The sequence below is a fragment of the Lysobacter daejeonensis GH1-9 genome, from assembly GCF_000768355.1.
GTDB lineage: Bacteria > Pseudomonadota > Gammaproteobacteria > Xanthomonadales > Xanthomonadaceae > Aerolutibacter > Aerolutibacter daejeonensis.
The window spans coordinates 47880-67079 of sequence record NZ_AVPU01000017.1; the positions used below are offsets into that span (position 1 = coordinate 47880).

The 19200-nt window shown below is 65.4% G+C and carries 16 protein-coding genes and 1 pseudogene; 13 read left to right on the forward strand and 4 right to left on the reverse strand.

Going from position 1 to position 19200, the window contains the following annotated elements; all coding sequences use genetic code 11:
• Window positions 1-125: 125 nt before the first annotated feature.
• Complete coding sequence (locus N800_RS10320; protein ID WP_036137991.1) at window positions 126-1469, reverse strand: amino acid permease; 1344 nt, start codon at window positions 1467-1469, stop codon at window positions 126-128.
• A gap of 172 nt (window positions 1470-1641) precedes the next feature.
• A complete protein-coding gene (locus N800_RS10325) occupies window positions 1642-2145 on the reverse strand; it encodes a YybH family protein (protein ID WP_232227602.1) in 504 nt (167 codons plus the stop codon).
• A gap of 199 nt (window positions 2146-2344) precedes the next feature.
• Here N800_RS10325 and N800_RS10330 point away from each other — a divergent pair, with 199 nt between their 5' ends.
• The 12 genes from N800_RS10330 (at window position 2345) to N800_RS16535 (ending at window position 16286) form a co-directional block, all read left to right on the forward strand.
• Window positions 2345-2605: a DUF2249 domain-containing protein gene (locus N800_RS10330; protein WP_036137993.1), complete on the forward strand. Its 261-nt coding sequence runs from the start codon at window positions 2345-2347 to the stop codon at window positions 2603-2605.
• An 89-nt stretch (window positions 2606-2694) separates the two neighbouring features.
• On the forward strand, window positions 2695-3297 hold the full coding sequence (locus N800_RS10335) for a hypothetical protein (protein ID WP_052108147.1): 603 nt from the start codon (window positions 2695-2697) through the stop codon (window positions 3295-3297).
• A 110-nt stretch (window positions 3298-3407) separates the two neighbouring features.
• On the forward strand, window positions 3408-4058 hold the full coding sequence (locus N800_RS10340; RefSeq protein WP_036137996.1) for a YjfI family protein: 651 nt from the start codon (window positions 3408-3410) through the stop codon (window positions 4056-4058).
• Window positions 4055-4798 carry a PspA/IM30 family protein gene (locus N800_RS10345; protein ID WP_036137999.1) on the forward strand — a complete coding sequence of 248 codons (744 nt, stop codon included), beginning with the start codon at window positions 4055-4057 and terminating at the stop codon, window positions 4796-4798. Before N800_RS10340 ends, N800_RS10345 begins: the two co-directional genes overlap by 4 nt.
• Window positions 4795-5430, forward strand: a complete 636-nt coding sequence (locus N800_RS10350) for an OB-fold-containig protein (protein WP_036138001.1) — start codon at window positions 4795-4797, stop codon at window positions 5428-5430. Before N800_RS10345 ends, N800_RS10350 begins: the two co-directional genes overlap by 4 nt.
• A 27-nt stretch (window positions 5431-5457) precedes the next feature.
• Window positions 5458-7473, forward strand: a complete 2016-nt coding sequence (locus N800_RS10355) for a flotillin family protein (protein ID WP_036138005.1) — start codon at window positions 5458-5460, stop codon at window positions 7471-7473.
• Window positions 7474-7549: 76 nt separating this feature from the next.
• A complete protein-coding gene (locus N800_RS10360) occupies window positions 7550-7807 on the forward strand; it encodes a hypothetical protein (protein ID WP_036138007.1) in 258 nt (85 codons plus the stop codon).
• A 73-nt stretch (window positions 7808-7880) separates the two neighbouring features.
• Window positions 7881-13199, forward strand: a complete 5319-nt coding sequence (locus N800_RS10365) for a DNA repair ATPase (RefSeq protein WP_084087487.1) — start codon at window positions 7881-7883, stop codon at window positions 13197-13199.
• The gene (locus N800_RS10370; protein WP_036138009.1) at window positions 13196-13948 is read left to right on the forward strand and encodes a hypothetical protein; all 753 of its coding nucleotides are present in this window, start codon (window positions 13196-13198) and stop codon (window positions 13946-13948) included. The genes N800_RS10365 and N800_RS10370 overlap by 4 nt, the downstream gene beginning before the upstream one ends.
• Window positions 13945-15042, forward strand: a complete 1098-nt coding sequence (locus tag N800_RS10375) for a toxic anion resistance protein (protein WP_036138012.1) — start codon at window positions 13945-13947, stop codon at window positions 15040-15042. The genes N800_RS10370 and N800_RS10375 overlap by 4 nt, the downstream gene beginning before the upstream one ends.
• Window positions 15042-15749, forward strand: a complete 708-nt coding sequence (locus tag N800_RS10380; protein WP_036138014.1) for a phospholipase D-like domain-containing protein — start codon at window positions 15042-15044, stop codon at window positions 15747-15749. The genes N800_RS10375 and N800_RS10380 overlap by 1 nt, the downstream gene beginning before the upstream one ends.
• A gap of 342 nt (window positions 15750-16091) precedes the next feature.
• Entirely contained in the window at window positions 16092-16286 is a 195-nt protein-coding gene (locus N800_RS16535; protein WP_084087489.1) for an MbcA/ParS/Xre antitoxin family protein, read from the forward strand.
• An 871-nt stretch (window positions 16287-17157) separates the two neighbouring features.
• On the opposite strand, the gene istB is transcribed toward N800_RS16535, so the two are convergent.
• Both istB and N800_RS10390 read right to left on the reverse strand, forming a co-directional pair.
• Window positions 17158-17913, reverse strand: a complete 756-nt coding sequence (gene istB / locus N800_RS10385) for an IS21-like element helper ATPase IstB (protein WP_036138017.1) — start codon at window positions 17911-17913, stop codon at window positions 17158-17160.
• An 18-nt stretch (window positions 17914-17931) separates the two neighbouring features.
• The gene (locus tag N800_RS10390) at window positions 17932-18468 is read right to left on the reverse strand and encodes a Mu transposase domain-containing protein (RefSeq protein WP_052108149.1); all 537 of its coding nucleotides are present in this window, start codon (window positions 18466-18468) and stop codon (window positions 17932-17934) included.
• 64 nt (window positions 18469-18532) lie between these two features.
• On the opposite strand from N800_RS10390, the pseudogene N800_RS15645 reads away from it, so the two are divergent.
• Window positions 18533-19200 (forward strand): annotated as a pseudogene (locus N800_RS15645) (IS3 family transposase); the annotation flags it as partial.

Here is a 19200-nt window from a genome sequence, read left to right on the forward strand (position 1 = left end):
GCTCCGGGTCAGCGGACCCGCTCGAACACCACCGAAACGCGCCCGGTGTAATGCACCTCCGGTTGAAGGTAGCGGCCCGGCGCCCCCCGTCGCCTCGCGCGAGCCGTTACCTCAACAACCTGCAGTTACCGCTTCGCCCAACGGCACAGCCCGGCGATCGCCACGGTCAATGCGACGGTGGACAGCAACTGGGTGCGCGAAGCCGGCGACAGCAGGGTCAACGCAAAAATCAGCCCGAGGATGCCAAGCCCGGCCAGCGTCACGTACGGAAATCCGCGCATGCGGAACGGCAGCCCGCGACCCTGGCGGTCGGCGCGACGACGCAGCACCCACTGCGAGGCGAGGGTGATGGTCCAGACCATCAGGCAGGTCGAGCCGACCAGGTTCAGCAGCGCCGGCAGCACCTTGTCCGGCCAACGCAACTCCAGCGCGGTGGCGAAGAAGCCGAACGCCACGCTGGCCAACACGGCCAGCACCGGCACGCGCTGGGCGTCCAGGCGGGCCAGCGCACGTGGTGCCTCGTTGCGTTGCGCCAGTGAGTAGATCATCCGCGACGCACCGTACAGGTTGGCGTTGAGCGCCGAGAGCAGCGCCACCACCGCGACCAGCGTGATCGCCGCGGCCGCCCCCGGAATGCGCGCCACCTCCAGCACTGCGGCAAACGGCGACTTCAGCGCCTCGCTGGTCCACGGCACCACCGCGATGATCACCGCCAGCGACCCCAGGTAGAACACCAGGATGCGCCACGCCACGGTGCGGATCGCCTGTGCGAGGCTGCGGCCCGGGTGTTCGGACTCGGCGGCCGCGATGGCGACGATCTCGGTGCCGCCGAAGGCGAATACCACCACCAGCAGCGCCGCGCCAATACCGGCCAGTCCTTTCGGGGCAAAGCCGCCATGCGCGGTGAAGTTGCTCCAGCCCGGCGGCGTCACCTGCGGCAGCCAGCCCATCAGCAGCGCGATGCCGATGGCGATGAAGGCCAGGATGGCCACCACCTTCACGATCGCGAACCAGAATTCGAACTCGCCGAAGTTGCGAACGCCCAGCAGGTTGATCGCGGTGAACACCACCATGAAGCCCAACGACAGCCACGGCACCGGCAGCGCCGGCCACAGCGTGGCCAGCAGCCCCGCCGCGCCCACCGATTCGGCGGCCACCACGATCACCACCTGCAGCCACCACAGCCAGCCGACCGTGGCGCCGGCCACCGGCCCGAAGGCATCGGCGGCGTACACCGAGAACGCGCCGCTGGCCGGATGCGCCGCGGCCATCTCGCCCAGCGCATGCATGACGATGATCACCAGCGCGCCGGCGATCAGATACGACACCAGCACCGCCGGCCCCGCGGCCTGGATGCCCACGCCCGAGCCGAGGAACAGGCCGGCGCCGATCGCCGTGCCCAACCCCATCATGATCAGCTGCCGCGGTTTCAGCGCGTGCTGCAGCGGCGTGGTATCGGCTGCCGCCATCGGCGAGGAGGATGCGGACAGTGCGGAACGGTCGGGGCTGGACATCGGGCGGGCACGCGCTCCGGAGCGGATCGGTCGAGGTGCGTCACCATACCGCGGCGCGGCCCCCTCCAGCGCGCACGGCACCGCATGCGCTATGCCGCGATGCCAGGGCAGGATGGTCGCGGCCGCCTCAGGGCGTCCTTGGCGCGCACACCGGGCTGCCCTTGTCGAACACCACCTTCCACACGCCGGGCGCCTCGCGACGCCAGATCGAGTTGAAGCGGGCGATGACCTTGCCCGACGGGTCGCGCACCGGTCCGGTGCTCAGCGCCAGCGTCCCCGAATCCAGCACCTGCACCTGGTCGGGTTCCCACGAGAACGGCGCGTCCGGGCCTTCGTACAACCGCGCCCACGACTCGGCCACCGCCGCGCGCCCCCGCGTGGCCTGCTCACCGGAGAAGAACACCGTCTCTTCCGCCAGGAAGCCGGCGAAGGCGGCGTGGTCGCGGTCGGCCATGGTCTTGGCGAAGGCGCGCTCGGCGGCCATCACTTCGGCCTGGGCCACGGCCAGGGCGTCGGCGGGAGCGGGGGCCGTCATGGCGGTGCCGGGAGACGTGGCGACGGCTCCGGCGTCTGCCGGCGAGGTCACGGTGGTAGCCAGCAGCAGGACGGTGATCGTGGCGGTGCGCAGCATGGACGAAGGCCGGGGAGGGGGACCGTGCCACTACACGCCACTGCACGGGCCGTGGCACGTCCCAAAGGTGAGGGTGACTTGACGCCTGTCGGCTGCCAAGGGGGGGCGGTGCTCCGATCGCGTGCGCCTGATCTGGGTCAGCGCGTCGGTGGCGCCGCGGCCGTAGCGTGGCGCTTCCCCTCCTCGAGTCGGTTCCGCCATGTCCAACTGCAGCAGCGTCACCCCCAACCCCGAGACCGCCCACCTGTTCGACGCCCGCGGCGTGGCCCGACGCTTCCGCCACTCGGCCATCTTCGGCGCGCTGGGCGCGTTGTATCCGGGCGAGACCATGCGCTTCGTCAACGACCACGACCCGATCCCGCTGCTGGGCCAGTTGCAGGAAAAGTTCGGCGACGGCCTGAACATCGCCTATCGCCAGCGCGAGCCGGGGGCGGTGGTGATCGACTTCACCGTGGTCTGAAACGCGGGCGTCTCCATCGGCCGATGACGTTGCCGGGGCCGCTCATTAGACTGGCGCCACCCCCGCGCCCGCCCTTATGGAGATTCCGCATGCGCTTGAGTCCTGCTGTCCTGATCACCTGCCTGATGCTCGCCACCGGGTTGGCGTCGCCGTCCGCGGCTGCCACCGAAAAGTACCTGCCGTCGGTCATGCCCAATCCGGCGCCGAGCGAGCCGCTGGCCAACTTCGACCGCGTCGAGGTGACCCCGGTGACCATTGCAGCACCGTTCGACAAGCACAACGCCAACATCGCGGCGCGGGACAAGATCCAGACCCACCTGGGCAACCGGTTGTCGGCCTGGGTGCTGGCGATGAACACGCGGCCCCCCAAGGGCGCGACGCCGCGGGTGATGGTGGTCGAACCGGTGATCGAGAAGATCAAGTTCATCGGTACCGGGGCGCGCATCTGGGCGGGCGCGTTCGCCGGCAGCTCGCAGGTGCTGATGCGCGTGCGCCTGCGCGACAAGGAGACCGGCGCGGTGGTGGCCGAGCCGCAGTTCTACCAGCGCGCCAACGCCTGGGGCGGAGCGTATTCGGCAGGGGGCACGGACAACGACATGCTCAGCCGCATCACCGACCTCGTGGCCGGCTACCTCGGCACCAACCTGGAGACGTCGGTCGGTGGCCCGACGGGTGGCGAAGGGTTGGAGTAACGCAATCCGTTCCCCCCGCGGATGCCCTGGAAGCCCGGCCTTGGCCGGGCATCCTTGATTTGTGGGCGACCCTCTTGCGATCTTTCATGTAAGGAGATAGGTTTGCTTACATGAAAGCTGCAAAGCCCTCCTCAGTCTACGTTCGCGAATTCCGCGAGCGGATGCGGCGTGCGGGCCTGATAAAAAAGGATGTGTGGATCCTGCCCGGCTACGCCGCGGACCTGGCCACCATTGAAAAGCGGTTTCGGCAGGTACCCGGCGAGGCGGGTACGGACCCGTTGGCTCAGGGTGGTGCCTGGCCGTCCGTGGACGGCTGGACCCTAGGAGCATTGCAATCCGCAATCGAGGCCAGTCCGCTGGTCCAGGTGGGGAGCGTGGATGTCGCGAGGATCGAAGGCGCCGACCCTGCGTTGAGCCTGGTGATGCGCGATCACGGCGATCTGCCGGTCTTCCTGGTCGTGGGCGCCCTTCAGATCGTGGTGCAGGCGCTCCTGTGGCCGGTGGACCATGTGCGTGACCCGGCCGCCTTCAATGCGTACGTGCTGGGCACGCACAAATTCGTGCCCCTCAGCAACGTGGGGGTCGAGTCCGTGGCCGGCGTGCCCTGCTACATCCTGTTCGGCTCGCTGGACACGCAATCGAGCCTGACCAACATCCTGTTCGAGATCCAGACGCTGGCCGACAATGTCATTGCGTCTGTCGATGCATACCGCAGCTTCCTCAAGGATGAGGTCCTCATGCAGGCAGGATTGAGCGCGTGAAGCCGGGTATCCCCTTCCTCGCCCGGGTCCGTTCCCAATTGTCCGAACTGGGAAGCACGGTCCGCGACGCAGTGCGCGAGGCCAGCAGCCAGCGCGTCCTGGACGAGCAGTTGCAACGGATGAACGAAGAGGTCCGCATTCTGCGGCGCGAGCTCGACACGCTTAACGCCCAGTGGATAACGACGCAGGAGCGACACGACGCGGTCACCGCGAAGCTCGTTGAGCGTGAGGCGCAGGCACTCGCGGCCGTGAAGGCCGGGCGGCATGATCTGGCGCGTGAGGTGGCCGCCGCGATCGTAGGCCTGGAGTTTGAACGGGACGCCGAGCGCGCGTTGCTGGCGCGCAACGCCAGTCACCGCACGGAGCTGCGGGCACGGCTGCAGCTAGGCGAGAACCTGCAGCGCAGGCTGGGGCACGAGCTGGACCTGTTGCGTACCGCCGCAGCGGTTGCCCGGGCCGAGGACGCCTTTGCTGAGCGTTCGGCGGGGGCCACGCTGGGCATTCCCACGGCGCTCGAGTCACTGGGCGTGCTCAGGGCGCGCGGTACCGTGCAGGCGCAACCCGCAAGCCTTCCAAACGAAGGCACCCCGCCAGAGGATCCGCTGGATGAGAAGCTCCGCGCCGCCGGCATCGGGGAACCGCGCTCTCCGGTGGACACGGTCCTCGATCGGATCGCCGCGCAGGCGGAACCACTCACCAAGCCCAAGCGCCGCATTTCCCGCCGCAAGGACACGCCATGACCGAGTTCCTGACCACCGTGTTGACGCTGCCCACCCTTCCTTACAGCGTGCTGTTAGCGGTCTGTACCACCTATTGGCTGTTGGCCGCGACCGGTCTGCTGGAGATCGACGCGCTGGACGGCGTGCTGGGCACCGACGGGGATGCGAGCGATGCCAGCGCCGTCGCCGCGATGCTCGCCAAACTGGGGCTTTCAGGGGTGCCGGTCATGCTGGTGTTGACCGTACTGGCCTTCATCGGCTGGCTGGGCACGTACTTCGTGCAACTTCTGGTGTTGAACCATCTGCCCGATGCATTTCGCGTGTTGGTCGGGCTCGCCATCGGCGTACTGATGCTGGTCCCGGGCCTTGTGGCCACCTCGCTGCTACTACGGCCGGTCAGTCGTCTCCTGCTGAGGCTGCGTCCGCCACGGGAATCCTCGTTGCTGGGGCGCGTGGCGGTGGTCAGCACGCCCCACGTCGCCACCGACTACGGCATGGCGGCGGTCGACGACGGCGCAGCCGGGCTGGTCCTCCAAGTGCGCCATGATGACCCCGGAAAGTTCAGGCGCGGCGACCGGGTCGTCCTCATCGAGTACCTCGGTGAGCAACATGCCTACCGCATCATCTCGGAACAGCAGTTCCAAAGCCTGTAAGCGTTCGTATCCCAAGGAGAGGTTGAAATGAGTGTGTCCATGGTTCTGCCGTTCGTGATCGGCGCAGGCGTGCTGCTGGTCGTGATGCTCGGTATCTTCGGGCTGTTCAAGGCCTTCTACGTGAAGGTGCCGCAGGGCACCGCCCTGATCGTCAATGACCTCAGCTCGACGCCGAAGGTCCGCTTCACCGGCGGCTTGATCATCCCGGTGCTGTACAAGGCCGAGCTAATGCAGATCAGCCTGATCACCCTGCAGGTAGACCGTCGTGGTCGCGAGGGGCTGATCTGCCGGGACAACATGCGCGCCGATATCTCGGTCGCTTTCTATTTGCGCGTCAACGAAACCCAGCAGGACGTGCTACGGGTGGCCAAGGCGGTGGGTGCGGAGCGGGCCTCCGACAAGGCGGCCGTCGATGAGCTGTTCAACGCAAAGTTCTCCGAAGCGCTCAAGACGGTCGGCAAGAAGTTCGACTTCACCGACCTGTTCGAGAAGCGCCAGGAGTTCCGCGACGAGATCGTCAAGATCATCGGCAACGACCTGAATGGGTACGTGCTGGAAGACGTGGCCATCGACTACCTCGAGCAGACCCGCAAGAGCGACCTTGATCCGAACAACATCATGGACGCCGAGGGCATCAAGAAGATCACCGAGATCACCGCCGCCCAGAACGTGGTGACCAACGAACTGGAGCAGAACGAGAAGCTGGCGATCACCAAGAAGAACACCGAAGCGCGCGAAGCGATGCTGGCGTTGGAACGTCAGCAGGCCGAGGCTGAAGCCCGTCAGAAGCGCGAGATCGAGAGTATTCGCGCTCGCGAAGAGGCGGAAACCCGTCGCGTGCAGGAAGAGCAGCGTCTGGTCGCCGAGCAGGCTCGCCTGGAGTCGGACGAGAAGATCCGTATTCGCGAGGAGAACGTGCAGCGCGAGGTCGAGGTCGCCGAGCAGAACCGTCAGCGTGCCGTCGCCATCGAGGAAGAGCGTGTTGTCCGGGCACGTGAACTGGAAAAGGTGACGACCGACCGCGAGGTTCAACTGCAGGCGGTGGAACGCGACAAGGTAGTCGAAGTAGGCAAGAAGGACGTTGCCAATATCACCCGCGAACGCGTGGCCATCGACAAGACGGTGGCGATGGAAGAAGAGCGCATCAAGGAAGTGCGGGTGGTCTCCGAGGCCGAGCGCGAGAAGCAGTCGCGCATCCTGGCTGCTGAAGCAGCCGCGCAGGAAGCGATGGTCCAGGCAGTCAAGGAAGCCGAGGCGGCGGAAACCGCGGCCAAGCACAAGGCGGTGGAGGTCACCACGCTGGCGCAGGCCAAGCTGGAAGCGGCTAGCCGTGAAGCCGAAGCAAAGCGCGTGCTGGCCGAAGGCGTGAAGGCCGAGCAGGCGGCGCCTGGCCTGGCCGACGTCCAGGTCCGCGAAGCTGAAGCGCTTGCCATCGAAAAGCAGGGCGTGGCCGAAGCCCGCGTGATCGAGGCCAAGGCGCAGGCGAGGTTGGTGGAGGGTACGAACGAGGCCCGCGTACTTGCCGAACGTATGGCGGCCGAGGCCGAAGGTACGGCAAAGCAAGGTCGGGCGAGCGCCGAATCGGTTGAAGCCGTGGGTTCGGCCGAGGCCAACGTTACGGTGAAAAAGCTCACCGCAGAGGCCGAGGGCCTGACCAAGAAGTTCGAGGCCATCGACTCGCTCTCGGAAAACGCGCGCACCCACGAAGAGTTCCGCATGTCGCTGGAGATGCATCTCGAACAGGCGCTCGCCTCGATTGCCGCCGGCAAGGACGTCGCCAAGGAAAACGCCGAAGTCATCGCATCGGCATTGCGCAACGCCAACATCGACCTGGTCGGCGGCGACGGCGGGCTGTTCGAGGCGTTCTCCAAGTCGTTGTCGTTGGGCAAGGCAGTCGAGGGCTTGGTCGGCAAGAGCCCGATCGTGCAGGATCTCCTGGGTCGCTACCTTGGCGTCGGCAAGGCTGACGCAGTATCGGCAAAACTGCCTGCGCTCAATGGCGGCGAACGCCCTGCCAACGCGGTATCCGAAGCGAATGCCTGAGCTGTAGTTCCCGAGCGCATCAACCTATGCCGGCGACGATGAGCGTCGCCGGCAACAACCCTGCAAGGACCCGCACATGAGCGCAAACCGCGACCACCTGGAAATGGCGTTCCACTCCATCAGCTGCTTTGGCAACGACGGTCGCCTGGACGCGACTGAACTGGATCGCCTCGTTGCCATCGCCGAACGCGACGGCATCATCGATCCCGACGAGATCCGCGTGCTGAACAACATCATCTCGCGCGTCCAGCCCCACGAGATCGACGCGGCGATGAAAGCGCGGCTGGACGCACTGCGAAGGAAGATCGGTCCGGCCCCCGTTCCCGCCACCTGACGGTTGCCCGTCGCGCCAGCCCGTCCTTCCGATAACCGCACCCATCGCCCGTTAGTCCGGGCAAGGTTCCGCCATGTCGCCTATCGCGCCCGACGCCCCACGTTCCGAAACCGTGTCCGAAGCCCAGCAGGTCGACCAAGCGGTCGCACAAGGGGGCGCCTACGAGGTGCTGAGCAAACGCCTGGGCGAGCAGGGAGCCCGTCTGCGCGCGGCGGCGGAGGCGCTCAACCGCGAAAGGCTGGACGAGTTCGGCAGCAGCCAGCTGGAGGTGATCGGACGCCTGCGCATTCGCACCGAGAACAACTGCATTGGGCGCGACGTCGTGCAAGTCGGCGAGCTGTTGCTATTCGGCTACAACGTCTTCATCGGGCTCAAGACCACCACCCGGATTGAGGACGTTTTCGGTCTCTATCGACTGGCGTCAACCACGGACGGGTTCGATGTCGAGCCCGTCAATCATGCCGGAAGCTTCCTGGCTGACGCACAGTTCGTCCGTGACTTCACCGAGCTGTACGCCTACTACAAGGATGCGCGCCTGCTGCAGTTGGTGGTGCGGGATGGCAAGCTACTGGCGGCCTTCCAGATTGGCGAGCGCATAAGCGACGTGCGGGTGTTCCGCTGGGCGCTGACCGCACAGGGCGAAGCCACCTACATTGACGCCCGCGGTGAGCGGGACCTCACGATGCCGACGCCGTTCGACTTCGAGTGGACACGCGCCACACGGGAGTTGATGGTCAACGGCCGTCACCCGCACTTGAACGTGCTCGACACGTTGTTCGTGGAGACCACCGGGGGCGACCTGACCATCAAGGTCGAGAACAACACCGAAACCGGCCAAGGCATTCACGCCGAACCGGTGGACGACAAGACACAATCGCTGGACGACGCGGCCTTCGACTACGCGCGCGTCGGGTCGCTGATCCTGCTGAAGGTGCTGCCGTATCGCGAGACCGCCTGGCGTGGGTTCATCTACAACACACTCACCGGCAAGGTGCAGCGCAACGACGCAATCCTGCAGGCCTGTGTGCAGTTGCCGGAGGACCACGGAATCATCTTCCCCGGCGGTTACTACCTGCAGAACGGTGAGCACAAGGCGTTCGATGCTGGCATGGATGGTATGCAGTTCAAGCGCGCCGTGCGTTCGCCCAATGGCGAGGATGTGCTGTACGTCTTCTATGAGCGCGAGGCCGGCCGATCGGCGCTGTTCGTCTACAACATGATCCAGCGACACCTGCAGAACCCAGTGTTCGGCCATGGCTACGCGCGCCTGGCCGACGGCCGCATGGTGATCTTCCACGCCGAGGGTGACGGCGCGACCCGAATCCACCCGATGCAGGTGTGGCAGACGCCGTTCGTTTCCGACGAGTTCGCAGCAACCCGCCCGCCGGGCAACAGCTACCTGGGGCGCCTGGGCAATGCCGAGCTGGTCCGTGGGCTGTCCAACCTGCTCAACCTAAGCCGCGAGATCGAAAGTCCCGAGGTATCGGTGCAGCGGTACCAGCTACTGACCCAGAACACGCGCCGGTTGTTCGACGCGCACCATTGGATCGACGACGCCCACTGCGGCGGCGCGGCGACTCTGCTGCGCGAGATTGCCGCCACCGGCGAAGCCGTGCTGGACGAATTCGAGAAGGTCGAGGGCATCCGCCGCCAGTCCGAGCAGGCAATGGCCGAGGCGCGGCATGACCACACCGCGCTCCTAAGCCGACTGCTGCCGGAGAGCTGGAGCCAGGTACAGGAGTTCGTCGAAGCACTCAACGCGATCACCCGCCTACGCGGTCGCCTGCTGACCATCCGCGACTACCGCTACGTCGACGTCATGGCGATCGACGCGATGGGAGCGGAGCTGCTGGGCCAGCACGAGCGCATCGGCGCGGCGACGGGCGAGTTCCTGGCTGGCGAGAAGGCGCTGGTCCCGCTGGCGGAGCGGCTAGCCACCTTCGATTCGCAGGCGCAGGAAGCCGAAACCGCCAAAGTGCTGGCCAAAGCGTTGGAGGCACTGCAGGGAATGGCCACCGACCTGGACATGTTGTCGGAACTGATGGCCACCTTGAAGGTGGACGACGCGGTACAGCGCACTCGGGTGGTGGAGGCGATCTCCGGACTTTACGGCCGTCTCAACCAAGCCCGTGCGCGCGCCGAGCTGCGCCGAAAAAGCCTCGGGTCAGCCGAAGCCGTCGCCCAATTTGGTGCCCAGTTCACCCTCTTCGGACAGTCCATCACCAGCGCGCTCGGCCTGGCGACGGACCCCGAGAGGGCCGACGAGCAACTGTCGCGCCTGATGGTCCAGTTGGAGGAACTGGAAAGTCAGTTTGGCGAACATGAGCAGTTCCTCGGCGACATCCTCACCAAGCGTGAGGAACTGCTCGACACGTTTGAATCGCACAAGCAGGCGCTTCTGGACGACCGCCAGCGCAAGGCGCAGTCGGTGCTGGACGCGGCCAACCGCATCCTGTCGGGCCTGAACAAGCGCGCCGAGAAGTTCTCGACGCCCGACGAACTCAACGCCTTCTTCGCCGGCGATGCGCTGATTCTCAAGCTGCGCGAGTTGGCGACCCGCCTTCGCGAACTCAAGGACTCAGTGAAAGCCGACGATGTTGAGGCGCGCTTGAAGGGTGCGCGCGACCAAGCGATCCGCGTACTACGCGACCGCGCCGACCTGTTCGAGGGCGGGGGCAACGTCATCAAGCTGGGACGCCATCGCTTCAGTGTGAATACACAGCCGCTGGACTTGACCATCCTGCCGCGCGGAGATCACCTGGCGTTGCACCTGACCGGCACCGATTTCATGGCGCCGATCGACAACCCCGAGCTGGGCGCATTGCGCGAGTACTGGCAGGTGTCGCTCGAATCCGAGTCACCCACGTTGTACCGCGCCGAGTACCTGGTGGGCGAACTGTTTGCGGCAGCCAACGCCGGCACCGACGGGCTTGATCGTGACGCGTTGCAACGCCTTTCTGCCGACCCGGACGCGCTCGCCAAGGCTGTCCGCGACTTCGCAGCGCCACGCTACCGCGAAGGCTACGAGCGCGGCATCCACGACCATGACGCAACGCTGATCCTGCGAGCTTTCCTCGCCCAGCACAGCGCGGCCGGCACCCTGATCCACCCGCCTGCGCCGCGTGCCTTGGCGGCATTGTTCATGGCCGTGCATCGGCAGGCGCCGGACGTTGCCGAGTGGGCAGGACGCCTGACCAGCGCCAAGGCGATGCAGGCGCTGTTCGGGGCCAGCAGCTCCCTCGATGTGGCGCTGTCCGAGATGGCCGGGCGCCTGATCGAGTTCGTCGATGCCAGTGGCTTGGCGTTCGATGCGTCGGCAGCCCAGGCGGCCGCGTCCTACCTGGCCGACGAGCTCACCGCCCCGAACGACGGTTTCGCTCTCTCCCGCTACGCGCGCGAGTTGGCGGAGGGTCTGGCCCACCGCATGCGCGAGGTCGACCTCGAAACCCCGTTCCTGCGCACGCTGGTGCAGTTGGCAGCTCGCCCCGGGGCGCGCTGGCAACACGTGGTCCACTGGCTGGAAGCGCTTTGCCGCGACCCGGCGATGGCACCCCTGGCAGGTTACATCCCCGAGGCCGCGGCTTGGATCGTGACCCGTGACACATTGGAGTTCCGTGACAGCGCCGTGCCGCTGATCACCACGATCAGCGGGCTGCTGGGTGAGCATCCCCGCATCCGCGATGGCCGCCTGACCCTAGCCGCGGACGACCTGCTTGCCCGCCTGCATGCGCATCGCGAGCAGTTCTTGCCGGGCGTGCGCCATTACCACGCCGTGCGCCAGGACATCGCCACGCGTGAACGTGAGGTCTTGCGCCTGACGGAGTTCCAAGCCCGGCCGTTGTCGTCGTTCGTGCGCAACCGGCTGATCAGCGAGATCTACTTGCCGATCATCGGCGACAATCTCGCAAAGCAGATGGGCACGGTGGGTGAGAACAAGCGCAGCGACCTGATGGGTCTGCTGATGATGATTTCTCCACCGGGCTACGGTAAGACCACGCTGATGGAGTACGTGGCCAACCGTCTGGGCTTGATCTTCATGAAGATCAATGGCCCGGCCCTCGGCCACGAGGTGCGTTCGCTCGACCCCGAGCAGGCTCCCGATGCGACCTCGAAACAGGAACTGGAAAAGCTCAACCTTGCGTTGGAAATGGGCAACAACGTGATGCTGTATGTTGACGACATCCAGCACACCCACCCCGAGTTCCTGCAGAAGTTCATCTCGTTGTGCGACGGTACGCGACGTATCGAGGGCGTGTGGAAAGGACGCACCCGCACCTATGACATGCGCGGCAAGAAGTTCTGCGTGGTGATGGCCGGAAACCCGTACACCGAGTCCGGCGAGGTATTCAAGATTCCGGACATGCTCGCCAACCGTGCCGACATCTACAACCTTGGCGACGTGCTGGGCGGCATGGAGGAAGCCTTCATGCTGAGCTATATCGAGAACAGCCTGACTTCCAGCCCGGTGCTCGCGCCACTGGCCACCCGTGACCTCAAGGATCTGTACGTGTTCGTCGACAAGGCGATGGGGCGGGACGTTTCCACCAACGAGCTTGCGCACGCCTACAGCGCGGCGGAGGTCAACGAGATCGTGGCTACGCTGGAGCGGATCATCAAGGTCCGCGATGTGGTCTACCGGGTCAACCAGCAGTACATCACCAGTGCCGCCCAAGCGGACAAGTACCGCACCGAGCCGCCGTTCAAACTGCAGGGCAGCTACCGCAACATGAACAAGCTGGTGGAGAAGATCTCGGCGGTGATGAACGAGGCCGAGCTGCAACAGCTGGTGGCCGATCATTACCTGGGTGAGGCACAGCTGTTGACCACGGGCGCCGAGGAGAACCTGCTCAAGCTCAAGGAGCTGCGGGGCGTGCTCAATGTCGACGAGCAGGCGCGGTGGGAGCAGATCAAGCGCGATTTCCTGCGCAACAAGGCCATGGGGGCCGATGACGCCGACGTGGGCGGGCGCTTGGTGGCGCAATTGGCGGACATCGCCGGGGGCCTCCAAGCCATCGGTGATGGAGCACGGGCCGAACCGACGACCGCCGCGCCGCCTGCGCCATGGGAGGACATCCTGCGCCTGCTGCAACGGGTGGTCGAGCAGCGCGCGGTCGTGGCCACGCCCGCCGAGGTAGCGCCCCCGGGAACGAACTCCATGCCCGCGCCCGAACTGGCCTTGCTGCTTGAAACCGTCCGCTCCAGTCAGCGCGCGCAGGCTGAGGTTGGTTCGGCGCTGAGGCAGCTTGCCGATGCGATCCGCGCTAGCGTGCCGGCCAACCCTGTCGAGGTCGAGCCCGGCACTGGCCGGTCTCGTGGCCCGCACCGACCCACCCCGGTGGAAGCGCCGCTGGACCAGGCGTTGGCCCAAATGGGAGGCGAGCCGACGTCATGAGCGGCGTGCCGCCCGCGGAGGACCACGAGGCAGGGGCCTCCGATGTCCTTGGCCGTGACGTGCTCGCGCAGGTGAGCATGGACCGCATCGCTGCGCAACTCGGCGACCTACCGACGGCGGCCCTGCTGCAATCGCTGGGCGGGATCCTCGATGCCCTCGACGGGGCGGATGCGACGCGCGCCGCGCGGCGGGTCGGGGTGATCGGCCGTCTTCTGGGTCGCGACCTGGTGGCGCGGGCGCATCCAGATCCCACCGAGGCGCGCGTGCGCGTCCATTTGGCCCATGCCGCCACGCAAGCCACACAGCTTGAATGCCATTTGGTCGGGCTGCAGGCGACCGTCGCGCAGCTGGAATCGAGCACCCGGCGACTGCAGGCACTCGTTGATGGCCGGCAGGCAATGGCCGCCGCAGAAGCTTACTTGGGGGGCGAGTCTGGACGTCGCCGGCTGGCCTACCTCGCGGCGATTGTCGATTCGTGGCGCGTCTCCGCGGCGCAACTGCATCTGGCCATTGGCAACGCGCGCCAGTTGCTGGAGCGGCACGGCCAAGTGCGTGATTTTCTGGTACCGCTATGGCGCCAGCAGGCCACCGCGGCCGAAGTCGGGCGTCGCCTGCGTGACCAGGACGCCAGTCGCGCCGCGGACCTGCGGCATAGCCTGCGGCGGCTGTTGGAGACGTTAGGCACCGCCACACCCGACTCACCCACCGTCAACTCCGCACCACCGGCCGAAAGGGAGCCTTTGCCATGACCGAGTCCACCACCGACGTCGCCAACCCGCTGTCCGTGCCCACGCTCGACGAGGCCACGCTGCTGCAGCTCGGCCTTGCCGCGACCGATCTCGACCGCGTGGGAGAGATCCGTGCCACGTTGGTCGATCTCTCGCCCGCGAACGTGCAGGGTTACGGCCGCGACGCAGCCACCAAGACCACGCAATTCTCCAGTGAGCTGCTGGACCAGGTCCGCAACCGCGATCTGGATGCTACCGGCGACAAGCTGGGCGAGGTGGTGCGCATTGCGCGCAACCTCAACCTGCAGAAGTTCGGTGGGCGCTCCAAGCTGCCCGTGATCGGTCCGTTGATCGACCGGGTGCGCGGCTCCAAGGGCGAACTGGTGCAGAAATTCAGCACGACCAACCAGCAGATCGAACACCTGATGCGCGACGTTTCGCGGCAGCAGGAAGACTTGGGCAGGCGTGTGCGCGATTTCGATCGAATGCACGGCATCGTGGTGGTCGAGCGCCATGAGCTGGGTCTGCATGTCGCGGCTGGCAAGCTGCGGTTGGCCGAGCTGGAGGTTGAACGTTCGGCACTGGAAGGACGTGACGATCCCGAGGCCCGGGCACGCCGGCAGGAGATCGACGGCGCTGTGCGTCTGCTCGACAAGCGCGTGGGCGACCTGCTGCTACTGCAGCACGCGGCCGACCAGTCGCTGCCGATGATCCGCATGATCCAGGCCAACGCGATGCAGCTGATCGAGAAGTTTGCAACGGTCCGCGACATTACGATCCCTGCGTGGAAACGCAGCTTCGCCATTCAACTCTCACTCAATGAGCAGAAGAGCGCCGTCGAGCTGGCCAACGCCATCGATGACGCGACCAATGAGTTGATGCGCCGCAATGCCGACATGTTGCACGAGAACTCGGTGGCCACGGCCAAGGCCAACCAGCGAGGCGTGGTTGACGTCGAGACGTTGCAGCACGTGCACGAGAAGCTGATCCAGACTGTCGAGGACGTGCGCCAGATCCATCGCGAGGGTATCGAGAAGCGCCGGCAGGCCGAGCAGGACCTGAGCCGGATGCGCGACGACGTGCAGAAGCGCCTGGCCGCGCCGACGCTGGGCTGATGGACTTCTCCGCCCTCGACCAGGCGCTGCGCGAGTTCGCCCTCGACGGTGCACTCGACAACGACGAGCGCTTCGAGCTGCGCAACCTTGGCGGACAGTCCACCGCCGAACAGGTCCGGTTCATGCGTAACCGGGCCTTCGCCATCACGCGGGAAGCGATCACAGCCGAGCCGGCTGCGGCACTGGGCATGCTGCGCTGGTTGGAGCAGGTCGTGAAGACCCTGGACGCAACCTCCGCCGGTGCGGTGGCGGCATCGACCGCGTGCTTTTCCCCGGGCGACGCCTGCCTGCGGAAACTGCGCGAACTGTGCCGGCAGGCCAAAGCCAGCATCGACGTGTGCGTGTTCACCATCGCCGACGATCGGCTGACCGAAGCGCTGCTGGGCGCCCACGCGCGCGGAGTGCGCGTGCGCATCATCAGCGACAACGACAAGCGCTTCGACGACGGCTCGGACATCGCCCGACTTGCTGCCGCCGGCATCCCGCTGCGCCTGGATCGGTCGATTTGCCACATGCACCACAAGTTCGCGGTGTTTGAAGGCGGCACCATCGCCAACGGCAGTTTCAACTGGACCCGCACGGCTAGCACCAGCAACTTCGAGAACCTTGTTGTCAGCGCCGACCCCTACCTGGTCGGCGTTTTCACCGCGCAGTTCGAGCGGTTGTGGAATGAGTTCGAGGCCGTGCCAAGCGCAGCTGTCACGTAGATTCGTGATCAGACAACCATAGGCCGAACCGGGAGCCAAGCATAGTTGCTACGCCGAACGCTCAGAAATGGCAGGACATTGATTGGGTGAACAGCCATAACGAGCGCAAAGTGTTTCAAATCAAGGGCATAAACCCCGAATCTCCCGTCGCCAAACAATCAAAGTGGGTGTCACTGAGTCCACGAGGCGAAGTACCAGCACGAGCACCACATGCGACTTGTCTAGGCGTAGAGTCATTCGTGCACCGTTCGCACGGTCCTGAATGCAGCCTAGAGATAAACAGGAGACGCCGACGTGAGGCATGCGAAGCCCCTGGGTTCAGATCTAGCCGACGCAAAGAGGATGCTCCGGGACGCCATCGCCGCGCAGGGAGGACCTTCAGTCGATTACGACGTCGACGCGTGGGTTGAAGAGTGGATCTTGCGGCCGCAGCCGGCATTGGGAGGCGTCTGTCCCTCAACTCTTCTGCAGACAGAGGAAGGGTTGGACCGCGTTCGTCGCCTACTCGGTGCAATTATTAGCGGCGCGTTTCAATAGTATTTCGTTCTGCATGAAGCCTAGGGCAGGTCCTAGAATGATCGCGCTGAACGGTGCATGGGAAAGGGCCATTTAGTGTGCGGCCAAAGTGGACGGCGGGCCCTGCCTGGCCTGCTCACGAACTTAAACACCTTGGCTGGTACTCATAACCGTACCGTCGGGAAGTGGGGATTGGTAATCTGATCCCGTAAAAGCTTGGGAGGCGAAATGGCTGAGAAGCACACGAACAACTTAGATGGATCAGTCTCGTCGGGCACGTCAGTTGACCCCCCGCAGGTCGGGTTGACGGAGGAGATACCAGAGTTCACTCCAGAACAGTGGGCATGGATCAAGGCTGAGTCGGCTCGTTACGAGCGAGGCTACAAGCCAACATCTACTTTGATCGAAGGGCTTTAGGAACCTACCTCTTCTAGCGAGCACGCTCCTCCTGACTCAAAGCGTTCAGTGCCGGCCAAGCCGCGAGCTTAGCGGATCGCGCACGAGCGCAGAGCAGTGCGGCACGGCTTGGTCGAGCGCGTCGTAAAGCGCGCCGGCACGTCGTCCCCGCACGATCGATCTCTGAGCTTCGTAAGCGGGCCTGAGCTCAAGGCGACAGCACCTCGTATCAACCGGTGGGGCGCGGAAAGGATTGGTCCAACAAACTTGCAGTTCAGTACTGTGATCCGGTCGAGAAGGTACGAGTGATCATGCCTCGATGTGAAGTACTGAATCGACCTTTGTTCCTTAGGTTGCCAAACGCCAACCAACTGGACACCCAACGCCAACTGATTTGGACACTGCCGCCAAGTAGACTGGTCACCTCCGCCAAAGGAACTGGACAGCGGCACCAAATGAGCTGGACACCGCCGCCAGCCCCTCACCGGTTCAATATTCACTCCGTATCGAGAGAGGACTGAGCGCTGCTCTTCCGCTTACGCATCGATTCGCCCTTGAGTGCGAGCTTGTGGCTGCTGTGGATCAGGCGGTCGAGGATGGCATCGGCCAAGGCCGGATCGTTGATGAAGGAATGCCAGTCCTTGATCGGCATCTGGCCGGCGACGATGGTGGCACCGCTGCCCACGCGATCGTCCAGCACTTCCAGCAGATCGGCCCGTCCACGATTACCGAGTTGGGTCAGGCCGAAGTCATCCAGGATCAGCAGCTCAACCTTGGCCAGTTGATTTCGCAGCTTCGCCAGCGAACCGTCGGCATGGGCAACATCCAGCTCCTCCAGCATGCGCCCGACCCGCTTGTACGCAACGGTATGCCCCTTGCGCGCGGCCTGGACACCGAGGGCACATGCCAGCCAGGTCTTGCCCGTACCAGTCAGGCCAGTGAGCAGCACATTTTGCCGTCGTTCGACCCAACCGCAGGTCAACAGATCGGCCATCACCGCGCGGTCCAGCCCACGACCTGGGCGATAGTCGATGGCTTCGGGTTCGGCGTTGACCTTCAGCCGGGCGTTCTTCAGCAGGCGTTTGAGACGCTGGGTGTCGCGATGGCTGTTCTCGGCGTCCACGAGGTGGCCGAGCCGCTGCTCGAAGGCCAGCCCGCTGTAGGTAGGCTGGCTGAGCTGGTGTTCCAGCCCTTCCAGCATGCCGGTCAGGCGCAAATCGCGCAGCTGATCCATGGTGTTCTGCAGGGTCATGATCGTTCTCCTTCGGAATCAGATGTAGTAGTGGGCGCCGCGCACGTTCTCGTGCGCAGGCAAGGGGTCATCGTTTGCGGCTTCGGGCGATACGGTTGGGGCGGTGTCCAGACCGCGTTTAAGGATCGACCGCACTGAGCTGACGCTGGCGGCGTGGGCGCGCAGTGCGCGCTCACACGCCGCCTGCAGGCGTTCCGGGCCGTACTCGCGCCCGAGCCGCTGCAGGCCCCGGCAGGCCTGCAGCGACAGGGCCGGACGCCGGTGCCGGTCGATGTGGTGCTGCACGAATCGGTGGATCGCGCCACCCTGCTGGTCCGCCCACGCGACTAGCGTGGCCGACGTGTCCTGCGAATAGGCTTGGTGGGCGGCAGGCTGGTGTTCGCGGAGAGTGCTGCACCCCGGCTCGCCCACGCGCGGGTGCGTGGCGACCCGGCGATCCCGGTGGAAGACCATCACCGTGTCCCGGGTCGCCTTGATGTTCACCTTGGCACCGACCAGCGTGTACGGCACCGAGTAGTACCGCGGCCCCCACGGCACGTGGTAATCCTGCCCCACGGGGGTTCACCCCCGTTTTCACGGACACTTACGATAAGGCCGATCGAGGCCATGAGGAGTGTTCATGTCGAAGCGAAGGAAGTTCAGTGCCGAGTTCAAGCGTGGTGCGGTTGAGCAGGCCAGCCAGCCGGGTGTGAGCTGCGCGCAGGTGGCCCGAGAACTGGGAATCCGGGACACCCTGCTGACCCGCTGGAAGCGGGAGGCCCAGGGTCAGGGCGTGGCTGCCTTCGGGGGTGCCGGGACGCCTCGGGACGAGGAACTGGCCCGGCTGAAGCGCGAGCTGGCCCGGGTGAAGAAGGAACGCGATTTTTTGCGAGAAGCGGCGACGTTCTTTGCCAAGGGATCATCCTGAGGTATCAGGTGATCGAACGTTGCCGCGATGAGTTTCCGGTTCGACTGATGTGCCGTTGCCTGCGGGTGTCGGCCAGCGGGTATTACGACTGGAGCAAGCGCTTGCCCAGCGCCCGACAGCTCGACAATCAACGCTTGCGGGGCCGGATCCGCGAACTGCACGAGGACAGTCGGGGCACGCTGGGCGCGGGTCGCATGCACGAAGACCTTGTCGATCAAGGCGAGACAGTCAGCCTGAACCGGGTGGCACGCCTGATGGCGGCCGATGGCTTGCAGGGCTGGCCGCGACCGAAGAGGCGTGGCAAACGCGGCCAGCCGGCGCTGACGCCGCCGGGCGTACGCAACCTGCTGGAGCGGGACTTCACCGCCTTGGAGCCGGAG

Bases quoted from the DNA above. Each gene is read 5' to 3' on its own strand.
- N800_RS10325 (WP_232227602.1), bottom strand. From the start codon at position 2,145: ATGCTGCGCACCGCCACGATCACCGTCCTGCTGCTGGCTACCACCGTG.
- N800_RS10355 (WP_036138005.1), top strand. From the start codon at position 5,458: ATGAGTGTGTCCATGGTTCTGCCGTTCGTGATCGGCGCAGGCGTGCTG.
- N800_RS10380 (WP_036138014.1), top strand. From the start codon at position 15,042: ATGGACTTCTCCGCCCTCGACCAGGCGCTGCGCGAGTTCGCCCTCGAC.
- N800_RS10340 (WP_036137996.1), top strand. From the start codon at position 3,408: ATGAAAGCTGCAAAGCCCTCCTCAGTCTACGTTCGCGAATTCCGCGAG.
- N800_RS10335 (WP_052108147.1), top strand. From the start codon at position 2,695: ATGCGCTTGAGTCCTGCTGTCCTGATCACCTGCCTGATGCTCGCCACC.
- N800_RS10365 (WP_084087487.1), top strand. From the start codon at position 7,881: ATGTCGCCTATCGCGCCCGACGCCCCACGTTCCGAAACCGTGTCCGAA.
- N800_RS10330 (WP_036137993.1), top strand. From the start codon at position 2,345: ATGTCCAACTGCAGCAGCGTCACCCCCAACCCCGAGACCGCCCACCTG.
- istB (WP_036138017.1), bottom strand. From the start codon at position 17,913: ATGACCCTGCAGAACACCATGGATCAGCTGCGCGATTTGCGCCTGACC.
- N800_RS16535 (WP_084087489.1), top strand. From the start codon at position 16,092: ATGCTCCGGGACGCCATCGCCGCGCAGGGAGGACCTTCAGTCGATTAC.
- N800_RS10360 (WP_036138007.1), top strand. From the start codon at position 7,550: ATGAGCGCAAACCGCGACCACCTGGAAATGGCGTTCCACTCCATCAGC.
- N800_RS10350 (WP_036138001.1), top strand. From the start codon at position 4,795: ATGACCGAGTTCCTGACCACCGTGTTGACGCTGCCCACCCTTCCTTAC.
- N800_RS10320 (WP_036137991.1), bottom strand. From the start codon at position 1,469: ATGGCGGCAGCCGATACCACGCCGCTGCAGCACGCGCTGAAACCGCGG.
- N800_RS10370 (WP_036138009.1), top strand. From the start codon at position 13,196: ATGAGCGGCGTGCCGCCCGCGGAGGACCACGAGGCAGGGGCCTCCGAT.
- N800_RS10375 (WP_036138012.1), top strand. From the start codon at position 13,945: ATGACCGAGTCCACCACCGACGTCGCCAACCCGCTGTCCGTGCCCACG.